This is a genomic window from Shewanella sp. 492, assembly GCF_059338445.1.
On the sequence record NZ_CM181702.1, the window covers coordinates 3,227,878 to 3,250,676 of the forward strand.

The following is a 22,799-nucleotide window of genomic DNA, read 5'->3' on the forward strand; positions in this document are numbered from 1 at the left end:
AAAAGTCGGCAACAGGTTCACTGTTGCCGACTTTTTTTCAGCTAAAAAAGAAGCCGCTTAAAACGGCGCAGGGCGCGGTGTATTAGCATTCGATGGCGGCAATATCGGCAGGACAATTTGTGGCTGCTCGCCAGTTAATGTCTTTAAAAACGCGACCATCTGGTTAATTTCATCTTCACTTAATTTTTGCCCCAACTGAATATCAGCCATGGTGTCGACCGCCTCTTCAAGCGTCCACACACTGCCATCGTGGAAGTAGGGATAGGTCAGTTCGATATTACGCAACGTTGGCACTTTAAAGACATATTTGTCGGCTTCATTACCTGTCACCGCTTTGCGACCCTGTGCAGGGTTGTCGGTATGAAATGGCTTTACCAATCCCATCTTCATGTACATGGTGCCGCCAACGGCCGGGCCGTTATGACAGCTAACACAGCCTTTATCTTTAAATAGCTGGTAACCCGTTTTCGCCTCAGCACTAATTGCATCGGCATTCCCGGTCAAATACTGATCAAATGGGCTATTGGGGGTCACCAAGGTTTTTTCAAACGCGGCGATGGCATCGGTAATACGGTCGATATTCACCTCATCTGAGGCGTAAACATGATTAAAACGCGCCACATAAGCCGGCATTGAGGCGATGGTATCTATCGCCAGTTCGTGGCTGTAAGCCATCTCTTTAGGGTTGGCAATAGGGCCTGCAGCTTGAGCTTTTAGGTCGGCCGCGCGGCCATCCCAAAACTGCGCCAGCATATAGTCAGCATTGAGCACCGTTGGCGAATTTATTGGTCCCTCTTGCCAATGGTGACCTATCGAGGTCGGCAGGGCATCGACGCCACCCGTCGAGAGGTTATGGCATGAGTTGCAAGAGATAAAACCCGACTTAGAAAGCCTAGGCTCAAAAAACAACATTTTGCCGAGTTCCACTTTGTCAGGGTTAGTGATCACCGCAGGTTTTATCGGTTCAATTGGTTCACTGGCCGAAGCGGCTGACATTGACAACATAGAAGCCAACATAATGGCGACAGGAATTAACTTAATCATGGAAATACACTTAATAATAATATGGTGATGGCCGCCATAATAGGCCAAGCTCCACCGTTGATATAACGGTAATTTTCGATTAAGCCTATCGCTGCCGCTGATGTTAAATATGAGGCTCAAGTCACTGTTTAATCTAAAAAATAGCTAATAATAACCACCACACACCGGCTATCAACACAGTAATAAAACACTCCATAAACAGCTTAGTAAACTGATACCTACATCCCATACCTTAAACTTACTTATGCTTATATTTACGCCACTGTCCGCCAGCAGATAAGTTATGCCTTTTACATCGTCATGGCGAGGTAGATGCTCACCGCCCCCGTAATGTGCATAATAGCCCAGAGAACGTGGCAACCTAATGGCTTAAAAAAGTGGAGTAAACTGATGATATTAATAACCGGCGCCAGTAGTGGCTTGGGCGCGGCATTAGCAAAACAATATGCCCTTGATGGACGTGCTGTGACCATTAGTGGTCGATCGACCGCTCGCCTACACGCCCTGAGTCAGCAACATCTCAATATCAGTCCTATCGCGGCCGACTTAGCCAATGAAGCCAGTATTGTCGCCCTATTTGATAGCCTCAGTCTCAGCCCGCCAAGCACCGTCATTCATTGCGCCGGCAGCGGCTATTTTGGTGCTATTGAAACCCAACAAGCCGCTGAAATAAACACCTTGTTAGAGAACAATGTCACCTCCACCATACTGTTAATACGTGAGATCGTGAAACGCTACAAAGATCAGCCGATCAATGTAGTGATAGTGATGTCTACGGCAGCGCTCGCCGCTAAAGCCGGCGAATCAACTTATTGTGCGGTAAAATGGGCGGTGCGCGGCTTTATTGAATCGATACGTTTAGAGCTTAAAAACAATCCGATGAAATTGATTGCCGTCTACCCTGGTGGAATGGATACCGACTTTTGGCCAACTAGTGGTCAAAGGCTCGATACCTCAAGTTTTATGTCGGCCGAGGAGGCGGCGGGGATGCTAAAGCAGGCATTAGTATCCAGTGAGCATGGCTATATCTCAGATATCACCATTCAACGGGGTTAACCGCTCAACCCATGGCGAGCCTTGCCATCGCTCATTTGGCAAGGCGAATTTTAGGGAGCAGCTTAGGTGCCGCAATAGCTGACAAAGGGGCCAAAACTGGCGGGCGCGGGCTTGGCATAGTCCTCTGCCCCTGCTTGCGGCGTATAAGGCGTAGTTAACACCTCGACTAAACGCTCAAAGGGTTGGTAATCACCGTGACGCTGCGCCGCTTCAATGGCCTGCTCAACTTGATGATTGCGAGCAATATAAAGCGGATTCACGCTATCCATCAATGCCACGCTCTGCTCAATCGTTAACGGATCTTGCGTAATACGCGCCAGCCACTGCGTACGCCAGGCGTTAAACTTATCGGCATTATTAAATAACTTTTGGCTATCGTTACCTTGCTGGCTTAAATCGATCGCGAGTTGGCGAAATAGATTAGTAAAATCGACTTTCTCTCCGGTCATAGCCTCGAGCAGTTCCTCGCCCAGCGCCTGATCGCCAGCCTCCTCGGTAGATAAACCAAGCTTGGCGCGCATGCCATTAACCCAATGATATTTAAATACATCCCAAAATTCAGTTACCGCCTGTGTCGCCAGCTCAATAGCCACAGGTTGTGACTCATCGATAAGCGGGAGCAAGGTTTCCGCTAAGCGTGCTAAATTCCACTGACCTATGGCTGCCTGATTGCTGTACGCGTAACGTCCTTCTCTGTCGATGGAACTAAACACACTATCGGCATCGTAATGGTCGATAAACGCACAGGGGCCATAATCGATAGTCTCGCCACTGATGGTCATATTATCAGTGTTCATCACCCCATGGACAAACCCCACTAGCAGCCACTGGGCTATGAGACGAGCTTGTTTATTACGCACCGCACGTAAAAAGTCTAAATAGGGATGTTCGCTGAGGCAGAGCTCGGGATAATGGCGCGCTATCGCATAATCGGCCAACTGCTTAACTTTATCTTCTTCGCCGTGAGCGGCAAAAAACTGAAAACTGCCGACACGCAGATGGCTTGATGCGATACGGGTCAACACGGCGCCGGGCAATAACATATCACGTCTCACCGACTCGCCCGTGGCGACAACCGCTAAGGCGCGGGTGGTGGGAATATTAAGCGCATGCATCGCTTCACTGAGGATATATTCACGCAGCACAGCCCCCATCACCGCTTTACCATCGCCGCCGCGAGAAAACTGGGTTGGCCCAGAGCCTTTTAGCTGTAGATCAAGGCGCTGCCCCTCTGTATCTAACACTTCGCCCAATAACAAGGCACGCCCATCACCCAGTTGCGGAGTAAAGCCGCCAAACTGATGTCCTGCATAGACTTGCGCTAAAGGGAGCGCCCCAAGCGGACTGGTACTGCCCGATAACACTTGGGCTAACTGCGTGGGGTCCTCATTGGTTAAACCAATGCGTTTGGCTAGGGCTGTATTTAATTTAACCAACTGAGGCGCTGGTGCAACATCGCCCTCGCAGGCGACATAAAAGCCACCAAGCTGTTTAGCGAAACTGTTATCGAAGTTTAATCCTAAGTCTATGGCGATCTTTTTCATGGTCTATATATCCATATGCTAGAACCAATCTGAATCAATATTCAATTTAAGACTGTGTTCAATTCAAGGCTGTATTTAACTTAAGGCACTGTAATATCACAATAACAAGCAACACCAGCATAGATTTATGCCACCTGTTAGTCAAACATGACAATCTGCAGCCCGCCGACAGCGTGCCCATTGTGCTTAACTTGTATTATAAGTCGGCTTCTGCGCCATTAAGTTGAGATCAATCTGTCGAAATTACCCCTTATTTTAGCGCAAACCGTTTGATAAAGAGAACGAAACATCACTTTAAGTCGCCTTCATCTCTGGCGGATTCATCAGCGCCACTAATGAATGGTGTTGCCTCAGCTTAGACTTCTGGCACGCATCTATGGCGAGCCCCGAATCAACGCCCGCCATCAGCACCCAATAGGCCGCGCGCTCGCTTTTAACATCGTCCCTTAAACGATATCGCTCAGCACGGCTTAATCCTGCACACCACGACGGATGCTCAAACCTTTTATATTCGATAAATTAGAATGGAATAAGCATTATTTAGCAATTTTTATTCGACATCTTAGTTGTTAATCTCTACAGCTAACCATTTTAACCACTCAATTTAACACGTAGCCAAGCCCCTACAACTATCATCAATAGTGATGTTCGTTGGCCACCCATTTGGAGATGATGATGAAAGTATTAAGCCAATATAGCGCTATACCGGCCATGGACGGTGATGGTGTCAACATTCGTCGCGTCGCCGACTTTACCCGCACCAAGTTCGACCCATTCTTGATGCTCGATGAGATAAAATCCGATGACAAGCAAGATTTTATCGGCGGCTTTCCGCCTCACCCCCACCGTGGAATTGAAACCTTTACCTATATTCGCAAAGGCGGCTTCGAGCACAGAGACCAATTAGGTAACGTCAAGGCAATACGTGCCAGTGACGTGCAATGGATGAGCACTGGCAGCGGAGTGGTACATTCAGAAATGCCGTTGGCCGATGCGAACGATGGCCTGCATGGTTTTCAAATTTGGCTCAATATGCCCGCCAAAGATAAGATGCGTCCAGCCATCTATCGAGACAGCAGCGATACCCACAATCCAGAAGTCACCAATTCCCACGGCGCAACACTGCGGGCACTGGCTGGTGATTGGCAATTTGCCAACATGGATACTCACATCAGCGCCCCAGTGCAAGGCTTGGCAGGCCAAGGGATGGTGGCCGATTTAATGCTCACCGCAGGCGCACAGGCCCAACTCGACTTGAGTCATCGCCAATATGCTGGGCTTTATCTGTATCAAGGCAATATCAGTAGCACGCAGCAAGATACGCAGGTGCGTTTTCAGCAAGGGCAGTATTTAATTGTCGACAGCCAACGCTTATTGTCGCTGCAGACAGGCGATGAGGGGGCGGGACTCTTAGTGTTTGCTGGCAATCCTATTCGCGAAAAAATCGTTCATATGGGGCCATTTGTCATGAATAGCCAAGCCGAGATTGAGCAGGCCATTGCCGATTATCAACAAGGACGCTTCGGCGAAATTGCTAGCCAGTAATGCTCAATCGCGTTTATTAGCCGATCTAGCTTGATTCAGTTAAGTTGGCGATTACAGATAAAAAAGAGGTGTTGGATAGACTCCAACACCTCTTTTTTACTTAGTTAGCGACTCATCATCAGCCAACCACATTTTAGTTTAGGCTAACCATAAGAAGCCCATAAACGTTAGCGCAGCAGCGATAAGCGCGTAAGGTAGCTGAGTAACCGCATGACTCACCAAGTTACAGCCTGAGCCTTGGGCTGCCAGTACCGTCGAGTCGGAATAGAAGCAGGCTTGACTACCAAAAGAGGAAGCCGATAGCAACGCGCCAATTACCAAGGGAATATTAGCATCTACCGCTTGGGCTAATGGCATCACAATAGGGATAGATACCGCAAAAATCCCCCAGCTTGAGCCCGTCGCAAACGCCAATATCGACATGGTTAAAAACACCACAGCAGGCAAGAGTTGTGGCGTCATAAAGGCACTGAGATTACCAATCACATATTGTGGCAACATCATCTTGTCACACACATCTTTAAACACAAAGGCGGCGATAACGGTACCAATGGCTGGCAGCATCGACTTAAAACCATCGATCATCTGATCCATCATCTCAGACAACGGCATCAAACGTTGCAGGCCGTAATAGGGCAAAGTCACCGCTAACGTGGCAATTAACCCTTTAAGCACATCAATATCGAAGTACACGGTAAAGGCAACCAGCAGTATGATAGGCACAAAAAAGTTGTGCAGCTTACCTAGATTGTCGGCGTGTTTAAACTCCTCTTCAATGGCTTTAACCCCATAATCGTCGGAAGTTTGCACCTCTTCTAAATCCATCTGCTTTAGCGCTGGTTCACCTTGTGCTGTGGCCTGCTGCGCCTTTTTCATCGGCCCAAATGCGGGCACGATACCCAAAATGACCAACAGCACCATTGCGACCGCAAGCCAAGCGTACAGCATGTATGGGATGGCTGACATGTAGACGGCAATGCCTTGGCCTTCACCAGCTACACCGTTGTCGACTAACAAACCACCAAAAAAGACCGCCCAGGTCGATAGTGGTACTAGCACACAAATCGGCGCTGCGGTTGAATCAACCACATAGGCCAGCATCTCACGTGACACCTTAAACTTATCGGTGACGCGCTTCATGGTCGAGCCAACCGTTAACGCATTGAGATAGTCATCGATAAAAATCACTACGCCTAAGATAAAGGTCATAAACAGTGATGACTTTGGTCCCTTAGCAAACTTAAGCGCATGGCGGCCAAATGCCATCGAGCCGCCGGTTTTCACCAGCAAACTGATTAAGGCACCAAATCCACCGCACACCAGAATCAACCAGCCTATGGTTTCATCTGCCATCACAGAAAGGGAGATCGTCGAAATATTATTGAGTACATCGCTCGGCTGGTACATAGCCAGCCCCACTAAGGACCCGATAATTAATGAGAGAATTGGACGGCGTAACCAAATAGCTAACACCAAAACCACCACTGGTGGGATAAGACTTAAGGCTGTCGCTTCAGACATGCGTTAAGGTCCTTCTTAAATTGAGCCAATACGGCAAACTAATTTCACTAGGCGAGATTGGTTATAATTCCAACAACGCTTAATTGCTGCTTTATTATGGACATACCACTAACCATTAGATTTTGGTTAATGCCATTTTTGCACCTGAGTTAAAACATCGGCGGCAAAATAATCCGCAATGGCCGGTGAGTCAATAACAAATAGTTATTTGCGTAAAAAAATAATCCATCTCCTACTCAAAAATAAGTTAACCAACTGATAAATATAGACATAAATAAAACATAACCTCAATAAGGTTATTGGTTAATTGCAGTGGAATATTCAACTAAGATGCGTATTTAGATATATATGCCGTCAATAGGTTCAGTCACACCATAACCAGCAAGGTGGCTCACCTTGCACAAACGAGACGAGTTTAGAGCAATCACAAATTTTACCCATCGCGGGTGACAAGTTTTATTGGCATGCTACCCTGCACAAGCTGTCAATATAAGGAGTATGACAATGACTCAATCAAAACCAATAACAAACCCTATCGACATTGCTAGCGTGACTATCACCCCTAACGCTAACGCGCGACCGATCATTCTCGACTGCGATCCCGGCCATGACGATGCAATTTCTCTTGTATTAGCCCTCAGTAGTGAGCTGCTCAATCCGTTGGCCGTCACCACCAGCGCCGGCAATCAAACGCCAGAGAAAACCCTTCACAACGCGCTGCGCATGCTGACACTGCTTAATCGTTCAGACATTCCCGTTGCGGGTGGCGCCATTAAGCCATTAGCTCGAGAGCTGATCATTGCCGACAACGTGCACGGTGAAAGTGGTCTCGATGGCCCACAACTGCCCGAACCTAGTTTTGCCGCCGTTGAACAAAACGCCCTAGAGTTGATGGCCGAAAAAGTCCGCCAAAGCCAAGAGCCTGTGACCTTAATTCCGTCGGGACCATTAACCAACATTGCCCTGTTTTTAGCTAATTACCCTGAGCTGCACAGCAAAATTGAACGTATCGTTCTGATGGGCGGCGCTGCGGGTGTGGGGAACTGGACCCCTGCTGCAGAATTTAATATTTTTGTTGACCCAGAAGCGGCCGACATGGTGTTTAAGTCAGGTATTCCCATCACCATGTGTGGTCTGGATGTAACCCATAACGCCCAGATCATGGATGAAGATGTTGAGCGTATTCGCCAAATACCCAATCCGGTGGCCCAGTGTGTCGCCGAGCTACTCGATTTCTTTATGATCTACCACAGAGATCCTAAGTGGGGCTTTATCGGCGCACCGCTGCATGATCCCTGCACCATCGCCTGGTTACTAAAACCCGAGCTGTTTACTGGCCACGAATGTTGGGTTGGTATTGAAACTCAAGGTGAATATACTCAAGGCATGACAGTTGTTGACCGCTACCAATTAACGGGTAAGCCCGCCAATGCCACCGTACTATTTGATCTGGACCGACAAGGCTTTGTTGATCTTATCGTGGAGTGCTTATCTGCGTACAATCAATAGGTCGTTTACACTTAAGGGGCGCTATGCCCCTTAAGTATTGGGAAGTAACTTGTTATTAGGACAATAATCATGACCAGACTCCTTATCTTAGGCAGCGCCAATGTTGATCACGTGATGAAATTTGACTACCTACCCGAGTCTGGACAAACCTTAATGAGTCGCGATTATCGCCTCGAATATGGTGGCAAAGGAGCCAACCAAGCAGTCACCTGCGCCCGCCTGTCTCAGCCTGGTACTCGCGTCGATTTTATCTGCCATGTGGGAGACGATGTAGCTGGTCAGCAGTTGTGTAATGCTTGGCTTAGTGACGGTATTTATCCCGATGGCGTGCACCAAATAGCAAAAACCTCTACAGGTAATGCAATGATTTTTATCGATGGAAATGGCGAAAATATGATCGGTGTTTCTCCCGGAGCCAATGCCACACTCACCCCTGATGTCCTGTTACGCCATACGCCGCTTATCGAGGTAGCCGATTGGTTATTGGTGCAGTTAGAAACCCCTGTACTCAGCGTTTTAACCGCTCTTAAACTGGCCAAACAGCTGGGCACCAACACCATACTCAATCCCGCCCCAGCGAGGACTATAAGTAAAGAGGTGTTTCAATTGGTGGATATTATCACCCCAAATGAAACCGAGGCCGAGGCGATAACGGGCATAGAAGTGAACAATGAAGTCAGCGCCAAACTGGCCGCACAGTTTATCCACCAGCTTGGACCTAAAACAGTGATCATCACCTTAGGCAAACAAGGCGCCTACGTTAGCAGTGATGACTTTAGTGGTTTGATTGCAGGCTGTGAAGTCGATGCAACCGACACCGTCGCTGCCGGAGACACCTTCAATGGCGCCTTAATGGTAGCGTTAAGCGAAGGTTGTAGCATAAAAGCGGCAGTGGAATTTGCCCACCGAGCCGCAGCTATCACAGTCACACGACCCGGCGCCCAAAGATCTATCCCTTATCGTCATGAATTAGAAACAGGCATACGGCGCTGCACGTAGCGATCGACCCAATCTCTTAGCGTCGTGAATTAGAAATAACCATGAGTTAGCCTTGCTGGCACTCCTGTAGTAACCGCTGAAAATGCGCACCTAAATCTTGGCTGGCAAATTCACCACCCGAGCGCGCCAACTGCTCAACCGTTTGCAGTGCCTGCTCTAGTCCTTGCTGATCAACCAATGCCGATGCATAAGCGGCGAAGTCGGCCCCTTGCAACAACAGATCAAATAGCTGCGAAAAACTCACCTCCTGCTCCATGGCCGCTTGTAACTGTGTCATTAACTCAGCTATTTTTGCCTGCTCCACCAGCGCTCCGTCGACGCTCACTAACTGACCCAGTGGATCCTTTGACAGCTGGCTCGCCACGCACTGTGCTACCGAACCCGCCGCCGCACCTTGAGCAACAGTTTCAATACCTTGAGCGCGGATCTGCTCTACTACGGTTTTTAATTGCTGATCTTGCGCTAATCATGCTTGCTCAATTTGCGCCTTATCATCGCCCACAAATCCACAGGCCGATAGTGACAACGCCGATACAGCAAGCACTAGATTCAATACGTTATTCATAAATCACTACCCCCTCGATAAATGCCAATTGGTGAAACTGCTACACACTATACGAGCTTTTATTTAAGCGAGAATTAATTTAGTCATAATTAACTAGTCATAATTAAGCTAAAAGCCCTACCAATGGGTCGTAAGTCAGTTGTACTGCTGTGGGCGCTATTCATATGTCACCGCAGGCCAATTCAGCGGTAAGTGCTAGATTACTGGCAGACACATCTCGCTGATTGCTCACACTGTGGCGATCTCGCAGCGACCCGTGTTACTGCCGCTCGCCTTACACCACTTTAGGCAATCAAACTGATCGGGGTGGCCAGTATCGTTACTATAAGTATTAACCACGCCTTTACCAGGGTTTGACGCCACTAATACCACATCCGTTAAGCAGGCCTTGCCAACTCTTCGCCCGTTGGCATTTCCTTCAATAATGGGTCATCAGACACGCTCAACGGTATAAGTGTAATGGCACTGTGAACCCACGCCACATATGACATTAAGGTGATAAAATAACGGCTTAAAATTACTATATATGGGCTTTACATTAGTTAAAAAATAGGCGTAATATTGCGCAGCTTAATCAAGAGGCATAAACACAGCTTGACCATCATCCTTTGGTAGCCAAAGCAATGGCGGCTTGATAAGCACACATGAATCCCGAATATTGCTCAGTATCTGTGATTTAGTATTTGTGAATCAGTAATAAATCCTGCATTAGGATAAAGAGGAGACAAGATGAGTAAAAAAAATCATCGCCGCACGATACCCCATGATAGTGGTCGTGGCGTCATCAAAGACAACGCCTTAAAAGCTATCGTCACCAGTGAGCTATTTAGAATGCGCACTGAGAAGCCTAAAAAAGGCAAAGGATCATACAACCGCAAACAACAGAAGGGGCAAATGCTAAAGGGCGTTGCCCCTTTTGACTTTTTCGGCCACCTTATTGCGATGACTTAATCCTCCACTGCAACGCAACTGAGCGTAAATCTGCCGATCCCCCCCCCTGATCACATGCTGAACCCTAATACTTCTGTGACTGACTCACCCCATGAATTGATACAGTCCATAGGTTGATTAAGGCTTATCAAAAAAAAATACAACTGTAATCACAATGTTAATATATGTAAGCGGTTACAATGTTGCAACTATTGTTTTATATTACCCTTAATGTGAACAAATGGTTACACATCTGCTTATCGGAGGCCTTAATGGTTGCTCGAACCGTTTTAAATAATAAGTGGTACCTACCCCTTATTAGTGTCTGGCTATTAAGTGCCTGTGGCGAAGCACCTACCCCCAAACAAACCATGTTACCCAGTGTCATCGTCAATACCGCTCACACCGAAGTGATCACCCAACAAACTGAAGTTGTGGGCCGCACTCGGGCATCGGAAGATGTGATTATCAAATCACAAATTCAAGGACAGTTACTCAAGCGCGCCTTTATCGAAGGCGATAATGTCACCGCCGGCGACCTGTTATTTGAAATTGATCCCGCAAGTTTTGAAGCCGAATTGGCACAAAGAAATGCCGTACTTGAACAAGCGATAGCCTCAAGAGATGTGGCTTTAATGAACTGGAAACGTGGACGTGTATTACTGCCCGACGGCATGATTAGTGCCCAAGATATGGATGAGTTAACCAGTCGAAAACTCACCACCTCCGCAGGAGTCGTACAAGCCGAGGCCGCAGTTCAAGCTGCCAAGTTACAACTGAGCTATACCAAAATTTACGCCCCTATCTCTGGGCGTATCAGTCAGGCTAATGTCAGTACTGGTGACATCATCAGCCCCCAATCTGAAATGGCTACCCTCGTTCAGCTTCAGCCTATGTGGGTCACGTTTCAAGTGGCAGAGAAAAAATTGATATCCGTGCAGCAAGATGTCTCTAAAGCACTAAATAAAGAGTTAAATATTGCTGATATTGTCGTCCGCCTTCGTCTACCCAACAACACTATGTTTAATGAAACCGGCCATATTGATTTTGTCGGTAATCGAGTTGACGCAGCGACAGGGACTCTGCCCATGCGCGCCACCTTTAACAATAGCGAAAGCTTAATGTTACCAGGCATGTTTGTGACCTTGGTGATTGAGTCACCCTTGACGGAAAAAGCCTTACTTATCCCCCAAGCGGCGGTCCAAGAAGATCAACAAGGCCGTTTTGTGATGGTGCTCAATGAGCTCGACGAGGTACAGAAACGCTTAGTCGAACTCGGTGATCGCTACGGTGTCGACTGGCAAGTGAAAAGTGGCTTAACAGAGGGAGAGCGCATTGTGGTTGAAGGGTTACAGAAAATACGCCCTGGCATCAAAGTCAAAGCCGTTGAACAGGAGCTAGTGCCTTTTAAGGAAAGCACGGCATCTTAAAGCTTGGCCATGATTAATGCCGCGCCGACTTCACCCGCTAAGGGTGACAATTTTACTCTGGTCGATGGCAGCTGTGGCGATAAAGGTAATCAGATATCATGATGGATAAGTTGTTTATTCAACAACCTGATATTGAACTGTATTTGTTAGATTTAACTGTCACAGATGACAGACGGAGACTGCAATGATTAGCGAGTTCTTTATCCATAGGCCCAAATTTGCCTTTGTCATATCAACGGTATTAACCTTGGTGGGACTGATCGCCATTCCCGTTTTATCTGTGTCTGAATTTCCTGAAATTGCACCACCACAGGTTAGCGTTTCCACAAGTTACTCTGGAGCCAGCGCCGATATTGTTAAAGATACCATCGCCCAGCCACTGGAAGCGGAAGTGAACGGGGTCGAAGGCATGCTCTATATGGAGTCAAAGAGTGCTAACGACGGGAGTTACTCGTTAAATGTCACGTTCGAAGTGGGCACCGATGCCGATATGGCACAGGTAAAAGTACAAAACCGAGTTCAGCAGGCGATGCCACGTCTACCCGAAGAAGTGAAACGTCAAGGGGTTAAAGTCGAAAAGCAAAGCCCGAATATGTTAATGGTCGTCAATCTCGTTTCACCTAATGAAACCTTCGATTCCCTATTTATTACCAATTACGCTGGCCTTAATATAAAAGATGCGCTGGCGCGTCAAACTGGCGTATCTAAGGTACAAGTAATTGGTGCTCTCGATTATGCGATCCGTATCTGGCTCGAGCCCGATCAAATGGCGAGCCTTGGCGTGACCGCATCCGATGTCATTACAGCACTACAAGAACAAAATATTCAGGTTGCCGCTGGTCGTATTGGTGCAGCCCCAGTTGATCCCGACCAGCAATTTCAATATACCTTACAAACAAAAGGCCGCCTTAAAGATCCGCAAGAGTTTGCCAATGTGACCATTCGCGCCAACAACGACGGTTCTAAAGTGGTCGTCGGTGACGTAGCCAGAGTCGAATTAGGATCTCAAACCTATGATGCACAAGGTAAACTTAATAATAAGCCATCGGCAGTGATCGCTATTTATCAATCTCCCGATGCCAACGCCTTAGAAGTGGGTAAGGCTATTAAGGCTGAAATGGCGACATTATCCGAGCGCTTTCCGGATGATTTGGAATATCAGGTCCTCTATGACACCACTGAGTTTGTCGAAACCTCGATTAGAGAGGTGGTAACCACCCTATTTATCTCAATTGCATTGGTTATTTTTGTCGTCTTTATCTTCTTACAAGATGTTCGCTCCACTCTAGTACCAGCCATTGCGATTCCCGTTTCACTTATTGGTACTTTCGCCTTCTTACTTGCCTTTGGGATGAGCATCAACACGGTTTCGCTATTCGCCTTGATCTTGGCCATCGGTATTGTGGTCGATGATGCCATTGTAGTTGTAGAAAATGTCACCCGTTTAATGCAAGACGAGGGGCTATCATCAAAAGAGGCCACCTCGAAAGCGATGAAAGAGGTGACCGGCCCTATTATTGCCACCACACTGGTATTGCTAGCCGTATTTGCCCCGACAGCAGTGATGCCAGGGATCACTGGGCAAATGTATGCACAGTTTTCAGTGACTATCTGTATTTCGGTCTTAATCTCCTCTGTCAACGCCTTAACCTTAAGCCCGGCGCTGTGCGCCTCTTTATTACGCCCACCTCAAACGCATACCAAAGGGTTTCATGCTGCGTTTAATAAGCAGTTTGCACGTGTGACGGGGCGATATACCAAGCTAGTCGGGTCCTTAATGCGCAAACTCACCTTAGTCGGTGTGGTATACCTTTGCTTAATAGGCCTCACAGGAGGGATTGCGAAAATATTGCCATCAGGCTTTGTGCCTATGGAAGATAAAAAAGCCTTTATGGTTGATATTCAGCTCCCCGATGGGGCATCGCTGAACCGCACTGAAGAGGTAATGAGTCAGCTGGTCACACTCACCTTAGCGGAGCCGGGGGTTGAAAATGTTATTCACGCCAGTGGCTTTAGTATTTTGACGGGCTCAGTCTCCTCAAATGGGGGCTTAATGATTGTGACGCTTTCAACGTGGGAGGAGCGAGACACGCCAAATATGGTCGAATCGGCCATTGTGGCCAGATTGCAAGCCAAGTACGCCGCCAACCCTGCCGTAAAAGCGATGGCCTTCTCACTGCCTCCCATTCCTGGTGTTGGCAGTGTCGGCGGGTTCGAGTTTGTATTACAAGATACCCAAGGACGCTCTCCTCAAGAGCTGGCGGCGGTAATGCGTGGGCTGGTGATGAAAGCTAATGAGCAGCCAGAAATCGCCATGGCCTTTAGTAATTTTCGTGCCGATGTGCCGCAGATGTATGTAAATGTCGATAGGGATAAGGCTAAGGTGCTCGGGATCTCTCTCAATGAGATCTTTTCAACGATGCAGACCATGTTAGGGTCAATGTATGTCAACGATTTTAATCGGTTTGGTAAGGTCTTTAGGGTTATTCTTCAAGCCGAGGGCGAGTTCCGTGATTCGGAGAAAGATATCTCTCGATTTTATGTGCGCTCAAACACCGGCGATATGGTGCCATTAAGCACCTTAGTGACGGTGACGCCTATCTTAGGCCCAGATGTCATGAACTCCTACAACATGTTCAACTCGACTACGATCAACGGTTTTCCTGCGCCAGGATTTAGCTCTGGCGATGCGATTACAGCCATGGAACGTGCAGCGAGTGAAGCATTACCAACCGGTTACGCCTTTGAGTGGACCGGGCAGACCTTCCAAGAGATTAAAGCGGGCAACCTTGCACCATTGATCTTTGCCTTAGCATTGGTATTTACCTACTTGTTTTTAGTGGCGCAGTACGAAAGTTGGACCATTCCATTTGCCGTTATCCTCGCGGTCCCTATTGCGGTCTTAGGTGCGTTCTTGAATATCTTATTAGTGGGTTCCGACCTCAACCTCTACGCCCAGATAGGCCTGGTTCTGTTAATTGGTCTGGCGTGTAAGAACGCCATCTTAATTGTGGAATTTGCTAAGCAATTACGGGAAGAGGGCATGAGCATTCTCGAGGCGAGTGAGACGGCAGCCAAATTACGTTTTCGCGCCGTCTTAATGACCGCCTTCTCTTTTTTGTTAGGTGTATTGCCATTAGTCTTGGCCAGCGGCGCAGGCTCAGGTAGTCGCCGTGCATTAGGGTATTCGGTCTTTGGTGGAATGTTAGCGGCCACCATTGTTGGCACCGTACTCGTACCTGTGTTTTACGTGATAATGCAAACCATGCGTGAGAAGTTTAAGACCCGTAAGAGTCATAAGGCCTAGGCTTTTGTTATAAATGAATATGCTTAACGACTCACTATGCCTTAGAGGATGTTTTTTCCACCAGAACATAATATGAAATACACAATATGAAGCCCAATTTACTCTCAATCGTTACGCTTAACCTATTGTTGTTATCGCCTATTGGTTCACTAAAAGCGGATGAGCCTCACCAGGCTCAAACAACACACACTCAAGAGCTAGCTTCAGTCGCACAATGGCAAGATAATTGGGGGATTGGTATAGGGGTTCGCCGCGGTGATATCCCTTACGCCACAGAAGATGATGAGGTGTACGATACCTTGCCGCTGATTTACTATCAAAATGAGTACCTTTTTCTCAATGGGATGGAAGCGGGTGGCCATCTTTGGAAAAATAATCAACATCAAATCAATCTATACACTCGATTTCGTTTCGTCGATATTCCTAAAGCACTGCAAAATAATACCCAATCACAAGCCTTTGACTTTGGTTTACAATATCGCTTTGTTAAGGATGAATGGGACGTCGATTTCGCTATTTTATCCGATTCACATAAACGTGTTTATGGCTACAGCCGTACCCAATATCATTGGGCGTCGGGTGATTGGAAGGTTAACCCTTATGCCGAGTTCCAATGGAAAACGGCTGACTTTAATGACCATTACTATGGTTTAGACCAATACGATGTAGGCCATGGGCTCAGTTTTACCTCTGGAGTTAAGGCACGCTATCACCTCATCAGTAACTTGTATCTACTCGGTCAGTTTGGGTTAAGTCGCCTCGAAGATGAGGTTTATCATCTTCCCACCATCGACAACCGCTTTCAATATGAGTCATTTTTGGGTTTTGGTTTTTTCCCTGAGCCTAAAACCCCCCAATATTCGGCTGTGTCTGCGCCAAAAACACTTAAAAAAAGCAGCGAATATATTCGAATCGCCCACGGGTGGGCGACGCCATCCAACTTAAACGCCATTTTGAAATGGCAAACGGCAACCGATCCATATAATAACCAAATGACATCGGCATTTTACGGCACTCAGCTAACAGATAAGCTATTTACTTTACCGATAGATCTTTACCTAACCCCTGGTTTGGTATGGCATCACGACTCACAAGTGCAGGATAATCTGGCAGAAATGGTCATTGCGCTAAAGGCCTTTTACACCTTTGAGCTAGGGCCACGTTTTCGACTTGGTATCGCCGAAGGCCTGTCGTATGTTAGCAATATCACCTATATCGAAGGTACAGAGCTTGAAGCCAAAGATTACAAACCGTCTAAGCTATTAAACTATTTAGATTTTTCGTTAGATGTGAATATTGGCGATCTGGTGAACTCTCATCAAATGGATAACCTTTGGCTAGGTTATAGCATTCACCACAGGTCGGGGATCTTTGAAACAAGCTCAGCCTTTGGCCGCATTGGTGGTGGCAGTAATTACCAAAGCATTTACGTGCAGTGGCACTTTTAATCTGGCGATCGCGCCGAAAAATAGCCCGAGATGATCAAACGGAGAGACTCATTCCTCTTCGGCGAGCGAGATGTGCATTCGGCTGATATCGCGATTCCATAGCTGAATGATCTTGCGGGTTTTATCTTTATTCCAAAAGCACTTACCAAATAAGATGATCCCAGCCCCTTCGAGATCGCGGCGATGTTCAATAGCAAAACGCTGTTGTAATTCCTCTTTAAAGCCATCGATTGGGATCCCTACATCTTTACAGTCGGCAGGGTTAAGCCAGAGCATCGCCTTATCGGTATGAGAAATCGTGCCCCAATACATACGCGGCGCCCCATTGTCTGTGGGGCTAGCCTGACTAAAATTAACAAACAGATTTTTAGCGCGCCAACGATACTTGTCATCGGTATACACCCACAAATCTGAGCTGGCCAGCTCGCTGCCACGCAATAAACTGTGTAACAGTTTCTCTAACCCTTCGCGGGCGATGCGTTTATCGGGCGTGGATGCGCTAGCCTCATTGGGCGTTGGCGTACTCTTTTGAACTGGTGATGTGATGGGCGAATGAGCCGTTTGGGGCATTGGTGCTGCTGGCTCAGAAACCCTGTTATCTGCCGCCGTCGCTGGCGTTGCTACGGTTATAGCCTTCACGCTATGGCTTGATGCGCGTTTCGAAAAGTCGATTCGCAGCGCATCGCTGTCAACAATAAGCTGGTTAACCTCGCTGGCATCTTGCTCTTCACGTTGGCGGTTGGCGCTGGGCTTAAATTCGCGGCAATCTAATTGATGATAACGCGAGCCAAAGCAGGCCGCTTTACCATCTTTAGAGGCTTTACGAAAATACGCCTTACCAGCACAGGCTGGGCAATATAGGTGCTGACGCAAGCGTTCAACCTCCGCCTCATCGAGGCGTTGAAACTGAAATACCGAATAGACGGTTTGCGATAACTTATCCATACGACAAATAGCGTCAAGCATTCTCTGTATCCTTTATCTCGCCATGCGCCAGTCAATAGGCTCAAACTATCCTATAACCTGTAAGATGACAAACGAGTTTACTGCCTGATCTTTAAGGTGATAATTACAGGTGCATGATCTGTGCTATGACTGTCGCGGGCATACTCAGGGTTAAGCAAGTGCCTATCATAGGTGTGGTAGTGCTCAACTTCTGCTAGGCATTGATCATTATGGGGGTCAAACTCATTAGACAGTAAGATGTAATCTAACACCGCCCCTTGGGTTAAATGGTAGTGAGTGGCAGGCCGCGCAACGGCTGTCACGCTGTAATGGGATTGCTCAAATAACTGATAGGCATCGTGCAAGCGGTAATCGTCAAAGCCCTCCTCGCCATAAGTGGCAATTAAGCGGGTATCCGTGCTGACCAGGCTCGATAGCACGCCGCTATGCAAGGTATCGTTAAAATCACCCATCAAGATCACGGGATAAGCCGTGATGGCGCGCCGCTCGGCAATCGCATAACGCAGCAGGCTCGCCTCGCTCCCGCGCACGATAGCGGCGCTCCATTTGGCTGCAGCCTCGATGGCAAAACTGGCTTGCATCGCACTCGGGGCAACACCAAGCAGCTCTTGAGCTTGTTCCACACTGAACTGGCCGCGTTTAGATTTAAAATGCACCACATAACAATCGCATGGCCCCAGATCAGGCAGCACCACAGTCGCCCGCACCGGTGTGCGACTGAATGCAAATTCGGCGCTGAGCCCCAATAATGAAGCAAATTCAGGGGCGGCACTACAGGCATGAATGGCGCTTATCGGGTATTTAGAGGCCAAGGCCACCACAGGGCTGCGATAGATAAACTCATCTTCAACCTCTGGGGTATCGACCACAGCAAAATAGGGATACCCGGCAGCGTTTAACAACGCCTTTAACGCATCAGTTGAAAACACCTCTTGAAAACCAATCACATCGGGACGGTATTGATTAACATAAGCCGTTATCCAGTCACACTTTTGCTGCCATTGCTGCTCGGTATAGATGTTATTGAAATCGTAATAGGCATCTGGCGGCGCAATAAAATTGAACAGATTAACACTGGCTATTTTTAGCTGCGATTGAGCTGCAGATTCAGTAGACAAAAATACCTCTTAACCTAAATAACGATTCATAAGCTGGCAGCATAACATGACAAAAAGTGAACCACACTTTCAGCGCTTATCGACAAGCTGCCAATCAGCCCATCGATGACACTCAGCCATGCGTTACATATGATGCCTATCATCAATATAATTTTGCCAATATTTGTGATTTTACACCATGTTCATTGCATGGTGACTGGCGTAGAATCGCCACATCGTTCATTGCTCGCACATAGGATAACCTGCATGCAGCCAATCAGTTTTTTTGCCAACAAACGCTATACCACTAAGGTGTTTGACCCCACTAAAAAGATCGCCGATGAGAAAATTGATGAGTTAAAACAGTTGCTCAGACTCAGCCCATCGTCGACCAACTCGCAACCTTGGCACTTTGTGTTAGCCGCCAGCGAGCAAGGCAAGGCGACCATTGCCCAAGCCACCAGTGATTTTGGTTTTAACACAGATAAAATCCTCAATGCGTCGCATGTATTAGTGCTGTGCACCAAAACCAGCATGGATGAAGCGCACTTGCAAAGGCTACTGGAGCAAGAAGCGAGCGATGGCCGCTTTGCAAACGACCAGGCGAAACAAGCACAACATGCTGGGCGCTCCTTTTTTGCCAATATGCACAGAATCGAACTCAAAGATGCCCAGCATTGGATGGAAAAGCAGGTGTATCTGTCGCTAGGCACCCTGCTGCTGGGCGCCAGTTTGCTCGATATCGACGCCTGCCCAATCGAAGGGTTTAATGTGACTAAACTTAACCAACTGCTGGACTTACCCGCCCAAGGTTATTGCGCTTCGGTAGTGGTCGCACTTGGCCATCACAGCGAAGAGGACTTTAACGCTAAGTTGCCTAAGTCACGCTTACCGTTAAGTGAACTGTTCACCGAGATTTAAGCCTGAGCCATGGCGCGCCTGCACACAGTGGGCGCGCCATTAAAGGCTTGCGTTCCATCTTTGCTATTGCCATAGTAAAAATTATCATTGGTTATGGATGATCCCTATGTTGCTAGCGAAACACCCCCAAGACCCAGCATCACTCGATGCCAATGCCGAAGCGAACTCTGAAGCCAAGCACGCTGTGGCAACGACCGCTTCGATTAAAGGTGATAATCCGCTTATCTGGCCGCTGCTCTCACTACTGCAAAGCACGCCACACAGCTGGAAAGTGCATCATCTCGCGGCCAAATTGCAACAACAGGGCCTGATGCAAGATCTCGACAGCGACCCACAAAAAGCCCTGTTTAAACAAAACTTCCTACTCATGAATGCCCTGTTTCAACTGCAGCAACTATTACTGCCTGACAGCTGGCTGCAGGTGAAATCGATGCAAATCCAAATATTTAGGCGAGTGCCAAGCGATCTCAAGCAGCAATTATGTGAAGACGACTCACTGCGTGATTACTACATGGATTGGCACAACTATGATACCAGTGCCAATGTGATCCAGCAGATCCTCGAATCATTTTGGCACCGCTATGAGCAATATATTGGTGCCAACCCCAACGCAATGCACAAGCGCCAAGCCTTAAGCGTATTCGAGCTCGATGACAACGCCACCAGCAAGATGATACGCAAACAATGGCGTCGCTTAGCCCTGCAATGGCATCCGGATCGTCAAGGTGGCGATGCCGCCAAATTTCGGCAAGTTTGTGAGGCTTGGCAAACTTTACGTGAAAAGTGGTAAAACTCTGCCTCAATATACAAGCTAAGTCACATTGTAGGCACTGTTTCTTAAGCGCCGTTAAGTCATACTTAAGCTTTCGCTATTATGCTAAAAATATTACATTTTTTATGTTAATTACTATTAAGCAGCACGCTGTCATTTGAGGACACTATGATCAAACATATCGCATTAGCACTGACTCTAGCCATTGCTCCATTAAGCAGTTTTGCCGCACAGTTTATCGAAGGTAAGCATTTCACTGTCGTATCAGACAAGGCACCAAGCACCGAGCCAAAGTTAACCGAGTTTTACTCTTTTTACTGCCATAACTGTTTCAATATGGAAACCCAGTACCTAGGCGACATCAAGGCGAACCTTAAACCTGGCGTCAGCTTCGACAGTAAGCATGTAGACTTTATGAATAGCGATATTGGCACCGAAGTGATGCGCTCTCTGGCGGTTATCCAAGAGCTTAACGTTGAAGACAAGATGATCCACGCTATGTTTGCCGCCATTCAAGGTGAAGAAGGTGCCAACGGCCACAGCCATGACCATGATCACAGCGCTCACGACAAGCCAGAAATCAATACCCGTGATGATATCAAAAAGGTGTTTAGCGCCAACGGCATCGACGTCAGCAACTATGATAGCCTTGCCGATAGCCAAGCGGTGACCGATAAAATTAACCTGTGGCGTGCGCAGCAACGTGAGTTTCGCATTCAAAGCGTACCGACCTTTATCGTTAATGATAAATATGCGGTCAATTTAGGCCAAGTACGTACCCTAGGTGAGTTGATTGACCTTATTAACTATCTGGCGGTTGAACATAAATAAGCCTTAGCTTAATGAATTTCCTCTAAAAAAGGCTTCTTCGGAAGCCTTTTTTGTACTCTGGCTCACTCAGATAATGTTTGCGCTTTGCCGCTCCTTTTAGGCTTGGCGGTAATGGCCTAAATTGAGTGGCTTATCTTATATTGAGTCGCTAATAGTTAATGGCTTTGCATCGCCTGTAGTTTAGCTTGATAACGACCTTGATTAGCCGCATCGGTTGACAAGGAGAGGGCTTTTTCTAAATTTTTCCGTGCATTACGTGTATCGCCTGTCACCCAATAGACACGTGATAATCCAAAATAAAATTCATGACGATAATCGGCTTTCTCAACGGCGCGTTTATACCAAGTTAATGCCCTTTGGTACTCATGCTCGATATAGGCCTGCTGCCCCATATCATAGTAATAATAGGGATTGCCGATGCGGGCCAACTCGAGAATTTTATGCAGCTTCGCCCACTCGGCTAAACGCTGCTGGCTCTCCAGCAACAAGGCATAATTGTACAGGGCGTTCATGTCGTCTTCATTAAGGCTTAACGCCAACTTGTATAGGGTTTCAGCGGCATCATCTAATCCTTTATAGCGATATAAAATCGCCAAGGTATTAAGTGCCGGGGTAAAGTCGGCGCGCAAACGCAAGCTCTGCTTACTGTATTGGTAAGCTAAATCATAATCTCCGGCCACTAAAGATTCGGCCGCGATATTGTTATAAAACATGGCCATCACAGTGATTTTGTCGATACGGATTTTGCCATAACTGCGCATGGTTCGTTCGGGTAAAAAGTCGACCTGTATCTCCTGACTGGCCACCAGCACGGTATCCTCGGTAGCTTGTGGCAATAAGCGTAAATTGATGTGGCCATTAATGAGATAAAACTGGCCTTGCTTGTCCCACACGGGTGGCACTGCTATCTGCTGAAATTCAACCGCCACGCCTAGGGCATCAGCCATGGCGGCGGTGAGCAACACCAGCGACATACAATTTCCCGCTCTGTCATCAAAGGTCTGCTGGGGAATGCGCGTTATATTATCTTGATAGCTAAAACCGCCTTGGCTGGCACTGATATAGTTGGCTAACCAACGATGGGGCATGATTGCAGTGCGTGAGGTTTGACTGCTTTGGTAGGCCTGCTGCAACACTTGAATGGTCTGGGGAGATAAGGCAAACAGCTGGGCTGGCAACACAGGCAAAGCAACAGGCTTAAATTGGCTGTCTAAAAAGTATTGCTCAATGTTATCAACCGAGCGAGTTGTGGGGGCTGAGGCACATCCTTGCAGTAACATCATCATCGACGCAAGCCAAAGTAACTGTCGCATA

At 47.5% G+C, this 22,799-nt stretch carries 17 protein-coding genes and 1 pseudogene; 11 read left to right on the plus strand and 7 right to left on the minus strand.

Translation table 11 applies throughout. The annotated features are described in order from the left end of the window. Positions 1–57: 57 nt before the first annotated feature. On the minus strand, positions 58–1,044 hold the full coding sequence (locus tag AC5YBX_RS14255; RefSeq protein WP_494520962.1) for a cytochrome-c peroxidase: 987 nt from the start codon (positions 1,042–1,044) through the stop codon (positions 58–60). Positions 1,045–1,434: 390 nt separating this feature from the next. Between AC5YBX_RS14255 and AC5YBX_RS14260 the strand changes: the two genes are divergently transcribed. Beyond that, positions 1,435–2,100: an SDR family NAD(P)-dependent oxidoreductase gene (locus AC5YBX_RS14260; protein ID WP_494520961.1), complete on the plus strand. Its 666-nt coding sequence runs from the start codon at positions 1,435–1,437 to the stop codon at positions 2,098–2,100. A 62-nt stretch (positions 2,101–2,162) separates the two neighbouring features. Here AC5YBX_RS14260 and AC5YBX_RS14265 read toward each other — a convergent pair whose 3' ends face one another. Further along, positions 2,163–3,644: a protein adenylyltransferase SelO gene (locus tag AC5YBX_RS14265; protein WP_494520960.1), complete on the minus strand. Its 1,482-nt coding sequence runs from the start codon at positions 3,642–3,644 to the stop codon at positions 2,163–2,165. A gap of 675 nt (positions 3,645–4,319) precedes the next feature. Here AC5YBX_RS14265 and AC5YBX_RS14270 point away from each other — a divergent pair. Further along, positions 4,320–5,189 (plus strand): pirin family protein, encoded by an 870-nt coding sequence (locus AC5YBX_RS14270; RefSeq protein ID WP_494523898.1) that lies wholly within the window; start codon positions 4,320–4,322, stop codon positions 5,187–5,189. Positions 5,190–5,327: 138 nt separating this feature from the next. Here the strand turns inward: AC5YBX_RS14270 and AC5YBX_RS14275 are convergent, their stop codons facing one another. Then, entirely contained in the window at positions 5,328–6,710 is a 1,383-nt protein-coding gene (locus AC5YBX_RS14275; RefSeq protein ID WP_494520958.1) for a Na+/H+ antiporter NhaC family protein, read from the minus strand. A 504-nt stretch (positions 6,711–7,214) separates the two neighbouring features. Here AC5YBX_RS14275 and rihA point away from each other — a divergent pair. Together rihA and rbsK are read left to right on the plus strand one after the other, a co-directional pair. Then, positions 7,215–8,219: a pyrimidine-specific ribonucleoside hydrolase RihA gene (gene rihA, locus AC5YBX_RS14280; protein ID WP_494520957.1), complete on the plus strand. Its 1,005-nt coding sequence runs from the start codon at positions 7,215–7,217 to the stop codon at positions 8,217–8,219. A gap of 69 nt (positions 8,220–8,288) precedes the next feature. Beyond that, positions 8,289–9,218, plus strand: coding sequence for a ribokinase (rbsK, locus tag AC5YBX_RS14285; RefSeq protein WP_494523899.1), 930 nt, complete (start codon positions 8,289–8,291; stop codon positions 9,216–9,218). Between the two features lie 46 nt (positions 9,219–9,264). On the opposite strand, the pseudogene AC5YBX_RS14290 reads toward rbsK, so the two are convergent. Then, positions 9,265–9,783 (minus strand): annotated as a pseudogene (locus AC5YBX_RS14290) (hypothetical protein). Between the two features lie 729 nt (positions 9,784–10,512). Between AC5YBX_RS14290 and AC5YBX_RS14295 the strand changes: the two are divergent. The 4 genes from AC5YBX_RS14295 (at position 10,513) to AC5YBX_RS14310 (ending at position 16,898) form a co-directional block, all read left to right on the plus strand. Then, a complete protein-coding gene (locus tag AC5YBX_RS14295; RefSeq protein ID WP_494520954.1) occupies positions 10,513–10,734 on the plus strand; it encodes a ribosome alternative rescue factor ArfA in 222 nt (73 codons plus the stop codon). A gap of 251 nt (positions 10,735–10,985) precedes the next feature. Further along, positions 10,986–12,143 carry an efflux RND transporter periplasmic adaptor subunit gene (locus AC5YBX_RS14300; protein WP_494523900.1) on the plus strand — a complete coding sequence of 386 codons (1,158 nt, stop codon included), beginning with the start codon at positions 10,986–10,988 and terminating at the stop codon, positions 12,141–12,143. A 184-nt stretch (positions 12,144–12,327) separates the two neighbouring features. Continuing rightward, positions 12,328–15,450, plus strand: coding sequence for an efflux RND transporter permease subunit (locus AC5YBX_RS14305; protein WP_494523901.1), 3,123 nt, complete (start codon positions 12,328–12,330; stop codon positions 15,448–15,450). An 86-nt stretch (positions 15,451–15,536) separates the two neighbouring features. After that, positions 15,537–16,898 carry a MipA/OmpV family protein gene (locus AC5YBX_RS14310; protein WP_494523902.1) on the plus strand — a complete coding sequence of 454 codons (1,362 nt, stop codon included), beginning with the start codon at positions 15,537–15,539 and terminating at the stop codon, positions 16,896–16,898. Positions 16,899–16,946: 48 nt separating this feature from the next. On the opposite strand, the gene AC5YBX_RS14315 is transcribed toward AC5YBX_RS14310, so the two are convergent. Together AC5YBX_RS14315 and AC5YBX_RS14320 are read right to left on the minus strand one after the other, a co-directional pair. Further along, entirely contained in the window at positions 16,947–17,864 is a 918-nt protein-coding gene (locus AC5YBX_RS14315) for a hypothetical protein (protein WP_494520950.1), read from the minus strand. 77 nt (positions 17,865–17,941) lie between these two features. Further along, complete coding sequence (locus AC5YBX_RS14320) at positions 17,942–18,982, minus strand: endonuclease/exonuclease/phosphatase family protein (RefSeq protein ID WP_494523903.1); 1,041 nt, start codon at positions 18,980–18,982, stop codon at positions 17,942–17,944. Positions 18,983–19,228: 246 nt separating this feature from the next. Here AC5YBX_RS14320 and nfsB point away from each other — a divergent pair, with 246 nt between their 5' ends. From nfsB to AC5YBX_RS14335, 3 genes are all read left to right on the plus strand, one after another. Continuing rightward, the gene (gene nfsB, locus AC5YBX_RS14325; protein ID WP_494523904.1) at positions 19,229–19,882 is read left to right on the plus strand and encodes an oxygen-insensitive NAD(P)H nitroreductase; all 654 of its coding nucleotides are present in this window, start codon (positions 19,229–19,231) and stop codon (positions 19,880–19,882) included. A gap of 106 nt (positions 19,883–19,988) precedes the next feature. Then, a complete protein-coding gene (locus AC5YBX_RS14330; RefSeq protein ID WP_494523905.1) occupies positions 19,989–20,672 on the plus strand; it encodes a DNA-J related domain-containing protein in 684 nt (227 codons plus the stop codon). A gap of 150 nt (positions 20,673–20,822) precedes the next feature. Continuing rightward, positions 20,823–21,485, plus strand: coding sequence for a thiol:disulfide interchange protein DsbA/DsbL (locus tag AC5YBX_RS14335; protein ID WP_475514808.1), 663 nt, complete (start codon positions 20,823–20,825; stop codon positions 21,483–21,485). Between the two features lie 155 nt (positions 21,486–21,640). On the opposite strand, the gene AC5YBX_RS14340 is transcribed toward AC5YBX_RS14335, so the two are convergent. Further along, positions 21,641–22,798 carry a tetratricopeptide repeat protein gene (locus AC5YBX_RS14340; protein WP_494523906.1) on the minus strand — a complete coding sequence of 386 codons (1,158 nt, stop codon included), beginning with the start codon at positions 22,796–22,798 and terminating at the stop codon, positions 21,641–21,643. Between the last annotated feature and the right edge of the window lies 1 nt (position 22,799).

Bases quoted from the DNA above. Each gene is read 5' to 3' on its own strand.
- AC5YBX_RS14255 (WP_494520962.1), bottom strand. From the start codon at position 1,044: ATGATTAAGTTAATTCCTGTCGCCATTATGTTGGCTTCTATGTTGTCA.
- AC5YBX_RS14260 (WP_494520961.1), top strand. From the start codon at position 1,435: ATGATATTAATAACCGGCGCCAGTAGTGGCTTGGGCGCGGCATTAGCA.
- AC5YBX_RS14265 (WP_494520960.1), bottom strand. From the start codon at position 3,644: ATGAAAAAGATCGCCATAGACTTAGGATTAAACTTCGATAACAGTTTC.
- AC5YBX_RS14270 (WP_494523898.1), top strand. From the start codon at position 4,320: ATGAAAGTATTAAGCCAATATAGCGCTATACCGGCCATGGACGGTGAT.
- AC5YBX_RS14275 (WP_494520958.1), bottom strand. From the start codon at position 6,710: ATGTCTGAAGCGACAGCCTTAAGTCTTATCCCACCAGTGGTGGTTTTG.
- rihA (WP_494520957.1), top strand. From the start codon at position 7,215: ATGACTCAATCAAAACCAATAACAAACCCTATCGACATTGCTAGCGTG.
- rbsK (WP_494523899.1), top strand. From the start codon at position 8,289: ATGACCAGACTCCTTATCTTAGGCAGCGCCAATGTTGATCACGTGATG.
- AC5YBX_RS14295 (WP_494520954.1), top strand. From the start codon at position 10,513: ATGAGTAAAAAAAATCATCGCCGCACGATACCCCATGATAGTGGTCGT.
- AC5YBX_RS14300 (WP_494523900.1), top strand. From the start codon at position 10,986: ATGGTTGCTCGAACCGTTTTAAATAATAAGTGGTACCTACCCCTTATT.
- AC5YBX_RS14305 (WP_494523901.1), top strand. From the start codon at position 12,328: ATGATTAGCGAGTTCTTTATCCATAGGCCCAAATTTGCCTTTGTCATA.
- AC5YBX_RS14310 (WP_494523902.1), top strand. From the start codon at position 15,537: ATGAAGCCCAATTTACTCTCAATCGTTACGCTTAACCTATTGTTGTTA.
- AC5YBX_RS14315 (WP_494520950.1), bottom strand. From the start codon at position 17,864: ATGCTTGACGCTATTTGTCGTATGGATAAGTTATCGCAAACCGTCTAT.
- nfsB (WP_494523904.1), top strand. From the start codon at position 19,229: ATGCAGCCAATCAGTTTTTTTGCCAACAAACGCTATACCACTAAGGTG.
- AC5YBX_RS14330 (WP_494523905.1), top strand. From the start codon at position 19,989: ATGTTGCTAGCGAAACACCCCCAAGACCCAGCATCACTCGATGCCAAT.
- AC5YBX_RS14335 (WP_475514808.1), top strand. From the start codon at position 20,823: ATGATCAAACATATCGCATTAGCACTGACTCTAGCCATTGCTCCATTA.
- AC5YBX_RS14340 (WP_494523906.1), bottom strand. From the start codon at position 22,798: ATGCGACAGTTACTTTGGCTTGCGTCGATGATGATGTTACTGCAAGGA.